At 65.6% G+C, this 17,831-nt stretch carries 17 protein-coding genes and 1 pseudogene; 17 read left to right on the top strand and 1 reads right to left on the bottom strand.

Annotation, left to right across the window (positions count from 1 at the left end; all coding sequences use genetic code 11):
• The 11 genes from HGB10_10190 to HGB10_10240 form a co-directional block, all read left to right on the top strand.
• A partial coding sequence (locus tag HGB10_10190; protein NTU72170.1) for an NAD(P)H-hydrate dehydratase occupies positions 1-1,183 on the top strand: 1,183 nt, incomplete at its 5' end.
• 86 nt (positions 1,184-1,269) lie between these two features.
• Positions 1,270-2,388, top strand: coding sequence for an alanine racemase (locus tag HGB10_10195; GenBank protein ID NTU72171.1), 1,119 nt, complete (start codon positions 1,270-1,272; stop codon positions 2,386-2,388).
• A gap of 208 nt (positions 2,389-2,596) precedes the next feature.
• The gene (locus tag HGB10_10200; protein NTU72172.1) at positions 2,597-2,965 is read left to right on the top strand and encodes a hypothetical protein; all 369 of its coding nucleotides are present in this window, start codon (positions 2,597-2,599) and stop codon (positions 2,963-2,965) included.
• Between the two features lie 62 nt (positions 2,966-3,027).
• Positions 3,028-5,055, top strand: coding sequence for a hypothetical protein (locus tag HGB10_10205; GenBank protein ID NTU72173.1), 2,028 nt, complete (start codon positions 3,028-3,030; stop codon positions 5,053-5,055).
• Positions 5,052-5,378, top strand: coding sequence for a V-type ATP synthase subunit K (locus tag HGB10_10210; protein NTU72174.1), 327 nt, complete (start codon positions 5,052-5,054; stop codon positions 5,376-5,378). The genes HGB10_10205 and HGB10_10210 overlap by 4 nt, the downstream gene beginning before the upstream one ends.
• Positions 5,379-5,423: 45 nt before the next feature.
• Entirely contained in the window at positions 5,424-5,999 is a 576-nt protein-coding gene (locus tag HGB10_10215; protein ID NTU72175.1) for a hypothetical protein, read from the top strand.
• Complete coding sequence (locus tag HGB10_10220; protein NTU72176.1) at positions 5,996-7,090, top strand: V-type ATPase subunit; 1,095 nt, start codon at positions 5,996-5,998, stop codon at positions 7,088-7,090. The genes HGB10_10215 and HGB10_10220 overlap by 4 nt, the downstream gene beginning before the upstream one ends.
• Positions 7,083-7,415 (top strand): V-type ATP synthase subunit F, encoded by a 333-nt coding sequence (locus tag HGB10_10225; protein NTU72177.1) that lies wholly within the window; start codon positions 7,083-7,085, stop codon positions 7,413-7,415. Before HGB10_10220 ends, HGB10_10225 begins: the two co-directional genes overlap by 8 nt.
• Position 7,416: 1 nt before the next feature.
• A complete protein-coding gene (locus HGB10_10230; GenBank protein NTU72178.1) occupies positions 7,417-9,177 on the top strand; it encodes a V-type ATP synthase subunit A in 1,761 nt (586 codons plus the stop codon).
• A gap of 17 nt (positions 9,178-9,194) precedes the next feature.
• Positions 9,195-10,682 (top strand): V-type ATP synthase subunit B, encoded by a 1,488-nt coding sequence (locus HGB10_10235; GenBank protein ID NTU72179.1) that lies wholly within the window; start codon positions 9,195-9,197, stop codon positions 10,680-10,682.
• A 1-nt stretch (position 10,683) separates the two neighbouring features.
• Entirely contained in the window at positions 10,684-11,337 is a 654-nt protein-coding gene (locus HGB10_10240; GenBank protein NTU72180.1) for a V-type ATP synthase subunit D, read from the top strand.
• Positions 11,338-11,378: 41 nt separating this feature from the next.
• Here the strand turns inward: HGB10_10240 and HGB10_10245 are convergent, their stop codons facing one another.
• Positions 11,379-11,756: a hypothetical protein gene (locus tag HGB10_10245; GenBank protein ID NTU72181.1), complete on the bottom strand. Its 378-nt coding sequence runs from the start codon at positions 11,754-11,756 to the stop codon at positions 11,379-11,381.
• Between the two features lie 157 nt (positions 11,757-11,913).
• Between HGB10_10245 and HGB10_10250 the strand changes: the two genes are divergently transcribed.
• The 6 genes and pseudogenes from HGB10_10250 to groL all read left to right on the top strand — a co-directional run.
• Positions 11,914-12,429 carry a nitroreductase family protein gene (locus HGB10_10250; protein ID NTU72182.1) on the top strand — a complete coding sequence of 172 codons (516 nt, stop codon included), beginning with the start codon at positions 11,914-11,916 and terminating at the stop codon, positions 12,427-12,429.
• Entirely contained in the window at positions 12,420-13,094 is a 675-nt protein-coding gene (locus tag HGB10_10255) for a uracil-DNA glycosylase (protein ID NTU72183.1), read from the top strand. The genes HGB10_10250 and HGB10_10255 overlap by 10 nt, the downstream gene beginning before the upstream one ends.
• Positions 13,094-13,600 (top strand): tRNA (adenosine(37)-N6)-threonylcarbamoyltransferase complex ATPase subunit type 1 TsaE, encoded by a 507-nt coding sequence (gene tsaE / locus HGB10_10260; protein NTU72184.1) that lies wholly within the window; start codon positions 13,094-13,096, stop codon positions 13,598-13,600. The genes HGB10_10255 and tsaE overlap by 1 nt, the downstream gene beginning before the upstream one ends.
• Positions 13,597-15,884: pseudogene (gene tsaD, locus HGB10_10265) on the top strand (tRNA (adenosine(37)-N6)-threonylcarbamoyltransferase complex transferase subunit TsaD). Before tsaE ends, tsaD begins: the two are co-directional and overlap by 4 nt.
• A 230-nt stretch (positions 15,885-16,114) precedes the next feature.
• Positions 16,115-16,408, top strand: a complete 294-nt coding sequence (locus tag HGB10_10270) for a co-chaperone GroES (GenBank protein NTU72185.1) — start codon at positions 16,115-16,117, stop codon at positions 16,406-16,408.
• Between the two features lie 49 nt (positions 16,409-16,457).
• The coding region (gene groL / locus HGB10_10275; GenBank protein NTU72186.1) for a chaperonin GroEL at positions 16,458-17,831 on the top strand (1,374 nt) is incomplete at its 3' end.

Consider the following 17,831-nt stretch of genomic DNA (forward strand, 5'->3'; position numbering starts at 1 on the left):
CGCATCGGCTGCCGGGCTGATCGACGCCATGCTGGGCATCGGCGCCAACGGCGCGCTGCGCGCGCCGTACGCGGCCTGGGCCGCGGCGGCGACCACGAGTGGCGCCTACGTGCTGGCGGTCGACGCGCCCACGGGTGTCGACGCCGACACGGGTGCCGTCGTCGACCGCGAGGCGGTCGCGGCGGACTGCACGGTGACGTTCACAACGCCCAAGCGGGGGCTGCTTGCCTACCCGGGAGCCGCGTACGCGGGCGAGGTCGTGGTCGCCGACATCGGCATCGACCCGGGGCTGGCGGACGTGGCCGGCGCCCCGGAGATCTGGACGAGCGAGGAGTACGCCGCGCTCGTGCCGCTGCCGGAACCCGACGCACACAAGGACTCGCGCGGGCGCGTGCTCGTGATCGCCGGCTCCGGCACCTACCCGGGCGCAGCGATTCTCGCGGCTCGAGGAGCGACGCGCTGCGGAGCGGGCTACGTCGCGCTCGCGGTTCCGCAGTCGGTCGTGGCGGTCGCTCACGCGCACCTGCAGGCGGTGCCGGTCATCGGGCTGCCACAGGGGCGGACGCACGCGTTCTCGTCGGCGGCGGCTGCTCGACTGGTGCGGATGGCGCGCGAGTTCGACGCGGTGGTTCTCGGTCCCGGATTGACGCTCGCCGACGGCGCGGTGGCGACCGCTCGCACGCTCGTCGCCGAGATCGACGCGCCGCTCGTCATCGACGCCGATGCGCTCAACGCGCTCGTCGACGCGCAGCACCTCATCGCGGCGCGCACGGCGCCCACCGTGCTGACGCCGCATCCGGGCGAGCTTGCTCGGCTGCTCGGCACGAACGGAGCCGCGATCCAAGGTGACCGCCTCATCGCGGGAGGCGCGCTGGCTTCCGGCGCGACCGCTGTGGTGCTCAAGGGAGCCGGCACCATCATCAGCAGTGCCGGTCGACAGGTCGTCAACACCTCCGGCACCCCGGCGCTTGCGGCCGCAGGAACCGGTGACGTGCTGTCAGGTGTGATCGGCGCGCTTCTCGCGCAGGGGCTGCCCGCACTCGAGGCCGGTGCGCTCGGCGCGTACCTGCACGGCCGCGCGGGGGAGTCGGCTGCTGAGGTGCTCACGCCCGTGTGCGTCAACGCCGAGGACATCCCGGACTACCTCCCGGCTGCCGTAGCTGACCTGCTCGGCAGTTGGTGAGCGAGACGTAAGCACACGGACGTCCGGGTTCTCGGTATCATCACTGGCGTGAGCGAACTGTTCGAGACTCTCGGAGGCGGGGAGACGTGACGCAGCATCGGTGGGCGTGGGTCGAGATCGATCTGGCGGCGATTCAGAGCAACGTGCGCTCGCTCAAGGGGCTTACGCGGCCGGGTACGCTGTTCATGGCGGTCGTCAAAGCCGACGGCTACGGCCACGGTGCCTTGCACGTCGCCCGCGCTGCGCTGGCAGCCGGTGCCGATCGACTCGGCGTGGCCACGCTCGACGAGGCCCTGGCGCTGCGAGACGCCGGCATCACAGGCCCGATCCAACTGCTCTCCGAGCCACCCGAGAGCACCATCCGTGAGCTGCTCGACAACGACATCACGCCCGCGGTCACGACGCGGGAGTTCGCAGTCGCACTCGGCAAGCAGGCGCTGCTGCGCGACACGGTCGCGCCCTACCACCTCAAAGTGGACACCGGGATGCACCGTATCGGCGTTCGTGCCGAAGACGCACCCGAGTTCGCGCGCTCGCTTGTCGACTTCCCCGGGCTGAAGCTCGAGGGCACCTTCACCCACTTCGCGACCGCGGACGCTGCGGGCGATTGGGACGTGCAGCGCCAGCTCGAGCGATTCCAGCGGGTGCTGGACAACATGCGCGTCGACGAAGTCGACCCCGGCATCGTCCACGCGGCCAACAGTCCCGCGACCATGCTCTACCCGGACGCGCACTTCGACATGGTGCGCTGCGGCATCGCCATCTACGGCCTGCAGCCCTCGGCTGCGACCGCCGCGGTTCTCAAGCTCGCGCCGTCGATGTCGGTCAAGGCGAAGGCATCGTTCGTCAAGCGCATCGGCATGGGCGATGGCGTGTCGTACGGGCTCACGTGGCAGGCTTCGTCTCCCACCGAGATTGTCACGCTGCCTCTGGGCTACGCCGACGGAGTACACCGTGTGTGCTCCAATGAGATGCAGGTCCTTATCGGCGGCACGCGGTGTCGGCAGGTCGGGCGCGTGTGCATGGACCAGTTCATGGTCGAGGCACCCCGAGGTGCCCGCGTGTCGCGCGGCGACGAGGTCGTTCTCGTCGGATCGCAGGAGTCCGAGAGGATACCCATGGAGGAACTCGCCACCGTCGCCGGCACCATCAACTACGAGATGGCGTGCGGATTCGGGCTGCGGCTGGAGCGCGTCTACCGCTAGCCCACGCTCGGCCACGGCGCCCTGATTCATCCCGGCCGGCCGCTCGCGTCGCCCGGCGTCGCTTAGCACATGTGAATTCTCTTCGATTGTTGCGCTCTTCTTGCAGGAGAGTGCAGGCCGTAGGAGAAACCAGCAATCGAGCCCGCACGCTTTCAGTGTGCTGTGCTCTGCGCCATGCCTGGTTCGACGGTACCGGAGGGGACGCCACGTGGACGAAAAGGTCGTCGAGGAGATTCGTCTGCACCAAGAGACGATCGCAGCCGACAACAACTCGCCGCTGCACCTCATCAGGGAGAAGGAACTCGAGATCTCAGGTCGAGTCCTCTCCGCGAAGCGCGAGGCCGATGCGATCGTTGCAGAAGCACGTAAGAAGGCCGCGGAGGTCGTCAGTACCGCGGAGTCAGAGGGCGGCGCCGGAGCCGCCGACCGTGAGAAGGCCATCCGCGCCGAAGCGGCGGCCGAAGCCAACCGGCTGCGCGAGTCCGCCCGCGCAGAGGCAGACAAACTCAAGCAGGAAGTCGAGGCGCGCCGCGACGAAGCGACGCGTCTCGTGTTGGACGCCGTGACCGCGCTCTAGTCCAGCGGTTCACGACGGGAAGAGCTCAGACCCCGGGGAGGGTGGTCGTTGTGCTGGTCCCGATGGCTAAGGTCGAGATAATCGGCCCGAAGAGTGAGTTCCTCGACGTGGTCAGCCTGCTCCACGAGCAGGGCAAGATCCACATCGAAGACCTCTCGAAGAAGATCCAGAGTGGCGAGATCGCCCTGGATCGTATGGAGATTCAAGGCAGCGAGGTCAAGGTCTACGATCAGCTCGATGAGCTGCTGATTCGCGTCCGCGCGATTCTCAAGACGCTCAAGGAGCCGACCGATGGCGTCGAGTCGAAGACGCGCTCGATCGAGTACGACCGCCTCTGGCAGCTCACGCCGGAGGAGCTGGCGACCGAGGTCGCCAACGTGATCGATGACGTCGAGGAGAAGACGGCCGACCTCGCGCAGCTGCATACCGCAGCCGAGGGCGAGATCGCGCTGCTCGCACGTTACGAGCCGATCCTGAGCAAGATCCAGCCGCTCGCCAAGCAGATCGTCGTCACCGGCGCGTTCGACAGCGTCGCGCTTCTGGTCGAGCGCCGTTACAAGGCCGGTCTGGAGCACCTTCAGGTCGAGCTGGATCGCCTGACCAACTCGCAGAGCGAGATTATCTCCACCGACATCGATGAGAACACCACGGCCGCTATCGTCGTGTTCTCTCGGCAGTACGCGGAGCCGGTCCACAAGTTCCTCGCGATGGAGAACGTGAACCAGATCAGGCTGCCGCAGGACTTCCAGGACATGCCGATGGACGTCGCGTATCAGACGATCCGTCAGCGCCGCGCAGACCTGCCGGCCGAGCTCGACCGCATTCGCGACGAGCTTGAGTCGATGTCAAAGAAGTGGTTCGCGAAGCTTGCCACCGCGCGTGACGTGCTCATCGACCGCATCGACGAGATCGTCGCGATCCCGCAGTTCGGGCGCACCGAGTACGCGTTCCTCATCGATGGCTGGATCCCGGTCACCGACGTTCCTGAGCTCAAGGAGCAGCTGCGCGAGAAGTTCGGCAACGAGGTCATCGTCACGCAGCTCGAGATCACCGAGAAGGACTTCGGCGATGCCCCCGTCTCCATGCAGAATGCGGGATGGGTGCAGCCGTTCGAGAGCCTGCTCGGCATGATGGGCAAGCCCAAGTACGGCACCTACGATCCCACGTGGATGCTTGCGCTCTTCTATCCGCTGTTCTTCGGCATGATCGTCGGCGACATCGGCTACGGCCTGATCATGCTCGGCACGGTCATGTGGCTGCGGATGAAGTACAAGGAGAACGCGAACGTACAGATGGCCACCGCCGTTCTCGGCCCCGCGGCCACGAGCGTCGTGATATTCGGTGTGATCTACGGCGAGTTCTTCGGCAACCTGTTGGGCCCGAAGTTCGGCAACGTCATCCAGCCGGTGTGGAGCCTTGCGGGAAGCTACGGTATCGGGTACCCCGTACCTGCTGGCGCGACGATTCTGCTGCCGTTCGAGCGCACACAGGCCGAGATGCTGATGACGTTCCTCATCATCGCCATCGGTATCGGGTTCGTGCAGGTCGTCTTAGGCCTAGCACTCGGTATCTACAACGGCATCAAGACGAAGCACTGGTCACACGTATATGAGAAGGGCGGCATCGTCGCCTTTATCTTCGGCTTCACCGCGTTGATCCTGTTCTCGGTCTTCGGTGCTCTGCTCACCAAGAACACCGGAGCGACCGGTGCCCTGTTGCTGCAGGCCGGAGCCGCACTGGTCCTGTTCCTCGGACTCGCGTTCGCGGTCAAGGGCGGCGGCATCATCGGCGGCATCGAGACCGTTCTCTCGATCTCGCACATCGCGAGCTACCTGCGAATCATGGCTGTCGGTCTTGCCGGTGCCATCTTCGCCGAGGCGGTCAACGAGATCGCCGCGACCATGGGCAACCCTGTCCTCGGTCTCATCATCGCTATCCCACTTCAGGTGCTGAACTTCGTGATCTGCGCGTTCAGCCCGACGATCCATGCAGTGCGTCTCAACTTCCTGGAGTTCTTCGGGGGGTTTTACGAGGCCGGTGGCAAAGACTACAAGCCGTTTCAGAAGACCGGAGGGGAGAACAAAGCATGATCAGCAAGAGGTTCTCGAAGTACGCGTTCTGGGGCACGTTCCTGGCAATTGTCCTCATCCCGCTCGCAGCGTTTGCGAACGAGGCTGAGGCCGCGACCGCAGCAGTTGTCACCACAGGTGCTGGCATCAAGACCATCGGTGCTGCTCTCGCGATGGGCCTTTCGGCCATCGGCGCCGGCTACGCGCAGGCAAAGATCGGTTCGGCAGGTCAGGGTACGCTCGCTGAGCGTCCTGAAGAGCGCGTCTTCGTCCTGGTTCTGACGGCACTCCCCGAAGTCATCGCACTTCTCGGCTTCGTCATGGCCATCATCCTCAACGGCTAAGCCGCCGACTGAGGTCCGTCTGTCCGCACCAAAGGGAGAGTACCGATGGCTATCGAAGACATCCTGAAAGCTCTGGATGAGCAGGCGCAGGCCGACTGCGATGCAGTGATCACCGAGGCCAAAGAGCACGCGAAGCTGATCCTCGACGATGCAGAGCGCAACGCCGAGAAGATTCACGACGGGTTCGCGCGTCAGCTCGAGCGAGTCGCCAGGGCCGACGCCGCCAAGGTCGTCAACGCCGCGCGCCTCGAGGCGAAGATGGAGGTCTCGTCGGCGAAGGGCGACGGCGTGGCATCGGTGTTCGATGCCGCAGCCGGCAAGCTCGAAAGCGTTCGCAGCGGCGACTACGACCGCCTCTTCGATGCGCTGGCAACCGAGGCGATCGCGGGCTTGGACGGCGATCTCGTGATCCGCGTGGCGGATTCCGACGTCGATCGCGCCAAGCGCGTCGCTGAGGCCAAGGGCATCACAGCCGAGGTGGCGGGCGGGCTCTCGACGTCCGGTGGCATCGTGGTGGAGGCCTATGGTGGCCGAGTCATACGCCGCAACACGCTTGAAGACAGGTTGGAGCGCGTGAGCCAGATGGCACAGGCAGACGTCGCCAAGGTGCTGTTCTCATGAGCGAAGCCGTCGTCACTGCAGGGAACCGAGCGGTTCCTGAATCAGACGAGGGATACGCGAACGCGCGGTTGCGTGGCATGCGCTCGCACCTGTTGCCGCTCTCGTTCTACGAGCGGCTCATCGAGGCGCCCGACCTGAACCAGGTCGTCAAAGAGCTCATGGACACGTCGTACTCGGGCGATCTCGAGGATCAGCTTGTTCACGGGCGCACGGCCGCCGTGATCGATGAAGCGCTCAAGCACAACATGATTCGTGCGTACCGAAAGGTGCTCAAGTTCCTGCACCCGAACGCACGCATGTTGCTCTCGACGCTGCTCGGCCGCTGGGACGTGTTCAACCTGAAGACGATCCTTCGCGGTGCGCACAACCACGTGGCTTTCGACGACGTGAAGTCGAGCTTCTTCCCGGTGGGGTACTTGTCCGCCGAGGAGCTCGAGGCACTGAGCAAGCTTGACGACGTTCGGGTCATCATCGACACGATGGCGATGTGGGACTACCCGTACGCGGCGCCTCTGCGGCGTGCGTATCCGGAGTTCTCCAAGTCAAACGACCTCGCGCCGCTGGAGCTCGCGCTCGACCGGCAGTACGCCGAGTGGGCCGCATCACGGCTCATCGGCGAGGCGCCCGATGTCGACGTCGCTCGCCGGATTCTCGGTATGCAGATCGACACGCTCAACCTCGTCATGGTGTTTCGGTTGCTCAAGGCCGACGTCGAGTCGATCGACGCCAGCGGTTACTACCTCGAAGGCGGGCGCGTCATCCGTAAGGAGCAGTTCCTTGAGCTCGCGCGGCTGTCCGACGTTGATGAGGTGCTCGACCGCCTCAAGAGCACGGCCTACGCCGAAGCGCTCGATGCGGCGGCGCTGCGATATCTCGAGAACGCGTCGATCCCCGTGTTCGAGCGTGCACTCGAAGACCTGCTCATGCGTCGCGCACTTCTCTCCGGTGTGCGCGATCCGCATGGAGTGGGCGTGGCGATCGCATACCTCTTCGGCAAGCAGAACGAGGTCACGAACGTGCGAATCATCGTGAAGGGCAAGGCCGTCGGGATGCCGGCGGACCGAGTGAGAGAGGAGCTCATCCTTGTATAAGCTCCTCGTTCTCACCGACTCAGACTCGGCCGACGGTTTCCGTCTCGCCGGCGTCGACGTCATGATCGCCGAGTCCCCCGAGGAAGCGCGTAAGACACTTGCGTCGCTCATCGACACGGACTCGAGCGGAATCATTGCGGTCAACGAACGCCTCATGACGGCGATCGATGAACGGCTTAGGAAGAAGATCGACTCGATCTACCGACCGATCGTGGTCTCCCTGCCGATCAGGGAGAAGCTCGAGATGGGCGAGGACCACCGCGCCTACCTCTCGAGGCTCATTAGGCGAGCGATTGGTTTCGATATCACACTGAGGCGGGGATGACATGATCGTCGGAACTATTGCGAAGATCACCGGCCCGGTCGCGGTCGCCGACGGCATGACCGGTGCCCGGATGTACGACATCGTCCGGGTTGGCAACGAAGGTCTCATGGGCGAGGTCATCCGGCTCGAGGGCGACACCGCGACCATCCAGGTCTACGAGGACACCTCGGGCCTGAAGGTCGGCGAGGTTGTCGAGTCGACCGAGGGTCCGCTCATGGTTGAGCTCGGCCCGGGCCTGCTCACGTCGATCTACGACGGGGTGCAGCGACCGCTGCCCGTCATCGCGGCTGAGAGCGGCGACTTCATCGAGCGCGGTACCGTGGCGTCGGCACTCGACCGCACCAAGAAGTGGTCGTTCACGCCGGTTGTCTCGGCAGGGGACGAAGTAGGAGCGGGCGACGTCATCGGGACGGTTCCCGAGGGCCAGACGATCCTGCACAAGGTCATGGTTCCGCCGATCATCAAGTCCGGCAAGCTCGCGAGCGTGGCCGCCAAGGGCGAGTACACGGTCGACGACGTCGTGGCGACGATGGCCGATGGCACCGAGATCAAGATGTCGCAGCGGTGGCCGGTCCGTGAAGGCCGCCCCTACATCAAGAAGATGGACCCGACGACCCCGTTCACCACGGGCATGCGGATCCTCGACACGTTCTTCCCGATCGCCCTGGGCGGCAACGCGATCATCCCGGGCGGCTTCGGTACGGGAAAGACGGTCACCCAGCAGTCGCTGGCCAAGTGGGCCGACGTCGACATCATCGTCTACATCGGCTGCGGTGAGCGCGGCAACGAGATGACGGAAGTCCTCACGGAGTTCCCGCACCTCGACGACCCGCGCAACAACGCGCCGCTCATGGACCGCACCGTGCTCGTCGCCAACACGTCGAACATGCCGGTCGCGGCGCGCGAGGCCTCCATCTACGTGGGAGCCACGCTGGCCGAGTTCTATCGCGACATGGGCTACAACGTCGCCATGATGGCCGACTCCACCTCCCGCTGGGGCGAAGCGCTCCGAGAGGTGTCCGGTCGACTCGAGGAGATGCCGGGCGAGGAAGGCTACCCGGCGTACCTCGCAACGCGTCTCGCCGCGTTCTACGAGCGCTCGGGCCGCGTCAAGCCGCTCGGCTCAAACGACGACGAGCGTATCGGCTCTGTCACGATGGTCGGCGCCGTGTCGCCGGCCGGTGGTGACATGTCCGAGCCGATGACGCAGAACTCGCTGCGAGTCACGGGTGCGTTCTGGGCACTCGACACCTCGCTTGCCCACCGCCGCCACTTCCCGGCCATCAGCTGGACGAAGAGCTACACGCTCTTCCTCGGCCAGGTGAAGGGTTGGTACGAGGAGAACGTCGCTCCCGACTGGCTCGACTACCGCGAGCGTGCGATGTCGATCCTGCAGAAGGAGACGGAACTGCAGGAGATCGTGCAGCTCGTCGGCCCGGACGCGTTGCCGGAGTCCGAGAAGATCATCCTCGAGGTCGCGCGCATGCTGCGTGAAGACTTCCTGCAGCAGTTCGCATTCGACGAGGTCGACGCGTACTGCCCACCCAAGAAGCAGTACTGGATCCTCAAGACGATCCTCGCCTTCAACGACGCCGCGGTCTCGGCGCTCAACAGAGGCGTGTCACTGCGGCAGGTGCTCGATCTGCCGATGCGTGACCAGATCGCAATTCTCAAGACGACACCGCACGAGCAGGCGCTCGAGGATATGCCGATCCTGTGCGGCAAGATAGCCGAAGAAATCGCCGGAATCGAGGTGTACTAGCCATGGCCGATACGACCATGACTCCCAGCGAAGCGAAGCGCTCGCTGCTCTCCACCGACTACCGCACCCTCTCGTACGTCACCGGCCCGCTGATCTTCGTCAACGACGTTCACGGTGTCGCGTACAACGAGATGGTGTCGATCCTGATGCCGGACAACTCGCGTCGCTCAGGCCAGGTGCTTGAGGTCGCCGGCGAGATGGCCGTCATCCAGGTCTTCGAGGGTACGCGTGGCATCGACATCGCCAAGACCGAGGTCCGCTTCCTCGAAGAGGTCGCCAAGATCGACGTCTCCGGCGAGCTGCTCGGCCGCGTCCTCAACGGAACCGGCAAGCCGATCGACGGCGGCGCCCCCATCATCCCGGAGGCCCGCCTCGACATCACCGGCTCGCCGATCAACCCGTACCAGCGCGAGCAGCCGGCCGACTTCATCGAGACCGGCATCAGCGCCATCGACGGTCTCAACACGCTCGTGCGTGGCCAGAAGCTGCCGATCTTCTCGGGCTCAGGCCTCCCGGCCAACGAACTCGCGGCGCAGATCATCCGCCAGGCGCGCGTCAAGTCAGGCGAGGAGTTCGCCATCGTGTTCGGTGCGATGGGTATCACGCACCGCGAGTCGGCGTTCTTCATGCAGCAGTTCGAGGAGACGGGCGCTCTTGAGCGAGTCGTCTTCTTCCTGAACCTCGCCGATGACCCCACGGTCGAGCGTCTGCTCACGCCGAAGTGCGCGCTGACGGTCGCCGAGTACCTCGCGTTCGAGAAGGACATGCAGGTGCTCGTCGTCCTCTCGGACATGACGAACTACTGCGAGGCGCTTCGCGAGGTCTCCACGGCTCGTGAAGAGGTGCCGGGTCGCCGCGGCTTCCCGGGCTACATGTACACCGACCTCTCGACGATCTACGAGCGCGCCGGCCGTATCAAGGGCCGTCCCGGCTCGGTCACGCAGCTCCCGATCCTCTCCATGCCAGACGATGACATCACGCACCCGATTCCCGACCTCACCGGCTACATCACCGAAGGTCAGATCGTGCTCTCGCGCCAGCTGCACCGTCGTGCCGTGTTCCCGCCGATCGACGTGCTGCCGTGCCTGTCGCGCCTGATGAACCTCGGTATCGGCGAGGGCAAGACGCGTGATGACCACCGCGCGGTCGCCAACCAGATGTACGCCGCGTACGCCCAGGGCCGCGACCTTCGCAAGCTCGTAGCGATCGTCGGCGAGGAAGCGCTCTCTGACGTCGACCGCGCGTACCTGCGCTTCGCCGACCAGTTCGAAGAGCGCATCGTCGGTCAGGGCGACGAGGGCCGCACGATCGAGGAGACGCTCGACATCGGATGGGAGCTCATGAGTGGTCTGCCGCTCGGCGAGCTCAAGCGTGTCCGTGACTTCATCGAGAAGTACCACCCCGACTACCGGAACCGTGACGAGGCTGCCGAGGCGGTGTCTGAGGACGTCGTGGCGACCGAGGACGAACCCGCCGAGGAATCGGCCGAGGCCGCGGGGGCCTGACATGGAAGAAGTACGCCCTACTAGAGCCGAGCTACTCGAGCGCAAGCAGCAGATCGCGCTCGCGCAGCAGGGCATGGACCTTCTCAAGCAGAAGCGCGACGCGTTGCTTCTCGAGTTCATGGGCGTCATGGACGAGACGCTGCGTCTGTCCGACTCACTGCAAAAGACCGTGAGCGAAGCGCAGTACTCGCTTGCGGTCGCGCAGGCGGTCGACGGCGTCGTCGCGCTGCGCTCGGCCGGCTTGGCGACCCGCGGTGAGATCGTCGTGGACATGACCGGTACCAAGATCATGGGCGTGTCGGTCCCGGTCGTCACCAAGGGCGACAGCCCGGTGAAGTCGTCGTTCACGCGTGGCTACTCGGTAACGGGCGTCAGCTCACGAGTCGATGAGACCGCCGATAAGTTCGAGCGGGTACTCGACGTCATCATCGAGTACGCCGACATCGAGACGCGCCTGAAGCGACTCGGCGAGGAGATCAACAAGACCAACCGGCGCGTCAACGCGCTGGAGCAGGTCACGGTCCCGGCGCTTCGCGAGCAGGTGGGCTACATCAGCCAGACGCTCGACGAGCGCGCCCGCGAGGATCTCTTCCGTCTCAAGAAGGTCAAGAAGAAGATCGAGAGCAAGAAGAAGGCGGCCACCGCTGCCGGTTAGCCGCCTTCTTGTTTCGTCCGGAAAGACCAGACAGCCGCAGGTCAGCCCTGCGGCTGTTCGTCTGCCAGGAAGCCTTCGTACGGCTTGACGGCCTTGATGATCTCGTCGACCTCGCGAAGGATCTCGATGCTGCCACGCGCATGTCGGCGCAGTTGGCTGCTCAGCGTGAGCATCTTGATGACGTCGCGCATGGTGAGAACACCGAAGTGGAGCTCATCCCAGTCGTTACGCGAGACGTAGGACCAGAGCTCGCCGAGAACCCACTCGAGCTCCTCGATCTCTTCCTCGGTCAGTTCTTTCCAGGATTCACCGAGTCCGTGACGCACGAGCTGGATCGCTCGTTCGACGGCCTTGGCGCGCTTCACCTGGAATGCGCGGATACCTAGGTCTTCATCTGTGTGGTCAGGCTTGTCGTACATGGTCCGCATCACCCCCAGTCTGTTCTGTTCGACGCACGATTCGGTCTCCCTGCTCGCGATACCGACGCCCTGCACGAGCGCAGGCCATCGGCTAGAATGGGCACCGGTCCGAACGGGTCGAATCTCATCGTTTTCGCGGTCGAAGGAGTCTGTCGGGATGGAGTTTTCGGAAGTTCTCGCGAAGCGGCGCAGTGTGCGTCACTTCAATACAAAGCTCGACGTCTCCGACGAGGACATCCGGGCGCTCATCGAGGCCGCCGTGATTGCTCCGACCGCGGGCAACATCCAGCCGTGGCGCTTCACCATCGTGCGTTCGATGGAGGCGCGCGAGCGGCTTTCGGGCGCTCTGCATCAGCGTTGGGCGACCAGCGCGCCGGTCGTCATCGTGGTGTGCGTGGATCCGCGTCCGTGCTACGCCCGCTACGGCGATCGCGGCGAGCACCTCTACGCGATCCAAGACACCGCACTGGCAGCGCACAACATCCTGATGGCCGCGGTCGACCGCGGGCTTGCCTCGTGCTGGATCGGCGCGTTCGACGCCGACGCGGTGCGCGGAGCCCTCGACATCGCCGCGCCCTTCGAGCCGGTCGCTATCCTGCCGGTCGGCTACTCCGCGGAGTCCGCGGGACGTCCGGCCCGCCGCCCGCTCTCCGAGGTCGCCACCTGGGTCTGAGGAGGCCGCTTCACGTGCCCGCTCTCGGCTGTTCGAGCCTCATCGAGATCCGCGATCTGATCGGCGACTGCCGTCGGTGCGGACTCGGCGACACTCGCACCACCCTCGTGTTCGGTGTGGGCGACGACCATGCCCGGGTGTTGTTCATTGGCGAGGCACCGGGCAGAAACGAGGACCTCAACGGTGAGCCTTTCGTTGGCGCCGCGGGCAAGTTGCTCAACGAGCTGCTCGCGCACGCCGGCCTCGCGCGCGAGGAGGTCTACATCGCCAACGTGCTCAAGTGCAGACCGCCCGACAACCGCAACCCGGAAGTGACCGAGATCGAGACCTGCACACCATTCCTGCGCGAGCAGATCCGAGTCATCGACCCCGACGTGCTCGTGACGCTCGGCAACTTCGCGACGAAGTTCGTCCTGCGCACCGAGACCGGAATCACGCAGTTGCACGGCCGTCCCACGCAGACCGGCCGCTTCACCGTGCTGCCGATCTTCCATCCGGCTGCGGCCATCTACGACCGTACGAAGCGCGACGCACTCTTCGCCGACTTCGACACGCTGCGAGGGCTGCTCGAAGCTGCCACCGAGCAGCGTGACGCATCCGGAGTCGGCGACGTCGATTCGTCCGAGCAGCCCGCTGCACTCGCCGATCAGGGCGCGTTGTTCTGATGGCCGCCGAGGGCACGCCGCTCATCATCACCACCGACTCCGAGGCCGCGACGCAGACCGCCGGTCGCGCGCTCGCGCCGCTACTCACTGCGGGTGACGTGCTTGTGCTCTCGGGCGACCTCGGCGCGGGAAAGACGCAGCTCACGAAGGGAATCGCCGGCGGGCTGGGCGTGAGCGAGCCGGTCACGAGCCCCACGTTCAATCTGCTGCTCGTCCACGAGGGCCGCCTGCCGCTGTACCACTTCGACCTCTACCGCCTTGACTCCGCCGCTCAGCTCGAAGACCTCGACTACTGGGGCACGCTCGAGTCGGGCGGGGTCTCGGTCGTCGAGTGGGGCGACCGCTTCGCCGACGCGATTCCTGCCGACTGCGTCATCGCCCGCATCCGCATCACCGGCGATGACTCACGCGCGCTCGAACTCGAGGCGCGCGGCGCACGTGGTGCGGCGCTCGCATCCGCGTGGATCGCTGCCGCGGGCCAGGGCGGCGCGGGGGCCTCCTCGTGAGCCGCCTCCTGCTGGCGCTCGATACTGCCACCGAGCGCACTGCGGTCGGCCTCGCGCACCTGACCGACGACGTTCTCGAGGTGCTCGGCGGGGCGGTGGTTGATGCGCCGCGAGCCGCCATGTCGCGGCTGCTCCCGATGACCGAGTCGCTGCTCGCCTCGCATCAGGTCACACTGCCCGAGATCGACGGCGTAATCGTGGGACGCGGCCCCGGCTCGTTCACCGGCGTCCGTATCGGCGTGGCGACCGCGAAGGGCATCTCGCATGGGCTCGCATGCCCCCTGTGGGGCGTGGGCACGCTTGATGCGATCGGATGGCGTTTCGCCGAGACCGACGCGCTCGTGGCTGTCGCGGGCGATGCGATGCGCGGCGAGGTGTACCCGGCACTGTTCCGCTGTGGCGATGGGGTCGCGACGCGGCTGGCACCCGACACCGTCGCACGCCCCGAGGATGTGGCCCGCGCCTGGGCCGAGCTGGACGAACCGCTCCTGCTTGCCGGCAACGGCCTGCGCAAGTACGAGAGCATCTTCACCGAGGCGCTCGGCTCATCCGCGACCATCGCCGATGAGGACCTGTGGGCGCCCAACGCAGCCGGGCTGTTCGACGCGTGGCTCTACCTGCTCGAGTCCGGCGGCACCGACTCGGGCGATCCCGGCGCGTTGCTGCCCGTCTACACGAGGCTTTCCGACGCCGAGGAGAACGAGCGCATCAGGGCCGGTCTCTCTCCGCGTCCGGCGCCCGATTCAGGCGTTGCGGGCGGTGAGCGCTCATGACCATCGACATTCGGTACATGACCCGCGAGGACATCGGACTCGTCACGGCGCTGGAAGCGGCGATCTTCCCCAGTCCGTGGACGGCAGGCATGTTCACCGCGGAGTTCGACCAGCCGTCGCGTGCGTGGTTCGTCGCGTGCGAGGCGCCGGGTCTGATCGTTGGCTACGGCGGCGTGGCGGTGCTCGCCGACCACGACGCGCACGTGATGAACATCGCAGTCGCCCCCTCCCGGCGCGGCATGGGTCTGGGACAGAGACTGCTCGATGCCCTGTTCGCGCAGGCGAGGGAGATGGCCGCCGAACGCGTCACACTCGAGGTGCGCGCGGACAATGCCGCCGCGCTGGCACTCTACGAGTCCGCAGGGCTTTCGCGCGTGGGTCTGCGTCCCGGCTACTACGGCTCGGGCGAGGATGCCGTCATCATGTGGGGCGACCTGCCGGGCGCGGTGCACCCGATTCCGGAGGAGTCCGCCGACGAGATCATCCTCGCCATCGAGTCGTCGTGCGATGAGACCGCCGCCTCGGTCATGCGCGGCGGACGCGAGTTGCTCGCTAACGTCGTGTCGAGTCAGATCGACTTTCATGCCCGGTTCGGCGGCGTCGTGCCGGAGATCGCGAGTCGCAAGCACACCGAGGCGATCGTCAGCGTCGTCGAGGAGGCGATGGAACGCGCCGGCGCGTCGCTCGGCGTGCCGCTTCCGCTGCCGTTCTCGCGGCTCGACGCGATCGCGGTGACGCACGCGCCCGGGCTCATCGGCGCGCTCGTGGTGGGCGTCGCGTACGCGAAGGGCCTTGCGATGGCGACCGGCAAGCCGCTCATCGGCGTGAACCATCTCGAAGGCCACATCTTCGCCAACGTGCTCGCCGACGAGGCGGTCAAGCCGCCGCTCGTGGCGCTGCTCGTGAGTGGCGGTCACACCTCGCTCGTGCACATGCCCGAGTGGGGCGTCTACCACACGATGGGAGAGACGCTCGACGATGCGGCGGGCGAGGCGTTCGACAAGGTCGCGAAGGTGCTCGGGCTTGGCTACCCCGGCGGGCCGATTCTCTCGAAGCTCGCTGAGAAGGGCGATCCGGCGGCCATCGATTTCCCGCGCGCGATGATGAAGAGCGGAGACTACGCGTTCTCGCTCTCCGGACTCAAGACCGCGGTGCTCACGCACATCCGGCACGAGGAGGCGGCGGGCCGAGAGATCGACGTCCCCGACCTCGCGGCATCGTTCCAGCAGGCGGTCATCGATGTGCAGGTCTCTAAGGCCGTACGGGCGGTGCAGGAGACGGGCGCTGTCGCGTTCTGCCTCGGCGGGGGAGTCGCAGCCAACAAGGCGCTCCGCGAGGCGCTCACGGCCGCCATAGAGCCTCTCGGAGTGCACGTGAGTGTTCCGCCCCTGGAGTACTGCACCGATAACGCGGCCATGATCGCCGCCGCCGCGCACTACCGCTACCAGCGGGGCGAGTTTCTCGGCCTCGACGCCGAGCCGAGCGCGAGCGCGCCGCTCGACAACATCTGAGCGCAGGACACTTAGATTTCACACAATCTCCCCTTGCGCACCGTCGCGCAACTCCGCTAGAATCCGAACGCGGTTGGCACTCGCATTCGTTGAGTGCCAGCAGTCGTGAGGGTCGGTGCACATCGGGGGTATAAGTCCCTGTGCGAGATTCCGCGAGAGGTTCGGTATCTGCGCGGGCCATACGCTCGCGAGACGCAACAGTCCGTACGGAGAAAGCAGGAGGGAAGTCGATGAATCTGAAGCCGCTGTACGACCGCGTGATCGTCAAGGCCGATGAGGCCGAGGAGAAGACCGCAAGCGGTCTGATCCTGGCCGACACCGCCAAGGAGAAGCCCACCCGTGGCACCGTCGTCGCCGTTGGCGAGGGCAAGTGGGACGAGGACGGCGAGAAGCGCATTCCGCTCGACGTGAAGGTCGGCGACACCGTCATCTACAGCAAGTACGGCGCGACCGAGGTCAAGAACGGTGCCGAGGAACTGCTCATCCTCCGCGACACCGACATCTACGCGATCGTCGTCGACTAGCTCACGTTCGCTCGTATCCGATTCCGCCTACTGAAAGGGGATTCCTAGCATGGCTAAGGACATCCGTTTCGACGAGGAAGCTCGTCACGGTCTGGCCGCCGGCGTCAACAAGCTCGCCGACGCCGTCAAGGTCACCCTCGGCCCCAAGGGCCGCTACGTCGTTCTCGAGAAGAAGTTCGGCGCTCCCACGATCACCAATGACGGTGTGACCATCGCCAAGGAGATCGAGCTCGAGGATCCGCTCGAGAACATGGGCGCTCAGCTCGTCAAGGAAGTCGCCGTCAAGACCAACGATGTCGCCGGTGACGGCACCACGACCGCGACGCTGCTCGCCCAGGTCATCGTGACCGAGGGTTTGCGCAACGTCTCGGCCGGCGCCAACCCGCTCGCCATCCGTCGCGGCATCGAGAAGGCAGTCGACACGATCGTCGAGCAGATCAAGAAGAACGCCAAGGACATCGAGGGTAAGGACGAGATCGCCAACGTCGGCGCCATCTCGGCCGCCGACGATGAGATCGGCGCCAAGATCGCCGACGCCATGGACGTCGTGGGCAAGGACGGCGTCATCACCGTCGAGGAGAGCCAGACGTTCGGTATCGACATCGACACCGTCGAGGGCATGCAGTTCGACAAGGGCTACGTCTCGATGTACATGGTCACGGACCCCGATCGCATGGAGGCCGTGCTCAACGATCCGCTGATCCTCATCGCCAACCAGAAGATCGGCAACATCCAGGACCTCCTGCCGGTGCTCGAGAAGGTCATGCAGGCCGGCAAGCAGCTCCTCGTCATCGCCGAGGACATCGAGGGCGAGGCGCTCGCCACCCTCATCGTCAACAAGCTGCGCGGCACGTTCACGTGCATCGCGGTCAAGGCTCCGGGCTTTGGCGACCGCCGCAAGCGCATGCTCGAGGACATCGCCGTCGTCACCGGCGGTCAGGCCATCATGGAAGAGCTCGGCCTGAAGCTTGAGAACGTCACGCTCGACATGCTCGGTCGCGCCAAGACCGTCAAGGTCACCAAGGACAACACCACGATCATCGACGGTGCCGGCACCAAGGCCGATATCGATGCTCGCGTGAAGCAGATCAAGTCCGAGATCGAGAACTCCGACTCCGACTTCGACAAGGAGAAGCTCCAGGAGCGCCTCGCGAAGCTCTCCGGCGGCGTGGCGGTCATCAAGGTCGGCGCAGCCACCGAGACCGAGCTCAAGGAGAAGAAGCACCGCATCGAGGATGCCCTGCAGGCGACCCGCGCGGCAGTCGAAGAGGGCATCGTCGCCGGCGGCGGCGTTGCACTCGTGGACGCACTTCCCGCGCTCGACAAGATCAAGACCGATGACGCCGATGAGATCGTCGGCATCAACATCATCCGCAAGGCGCTCGTCGAGCCGATGAAGACCATCGCTCAGAACGCCGGCTTC

It is taken from the genome of Coriobacteriia bacterium (assembly GCA_013334745.1).
Lineage (GTDB): Bacteria > Actinomycetota > Coriobacteriia > Anaerosomatales > JAAXUF01 > JAAXWY01.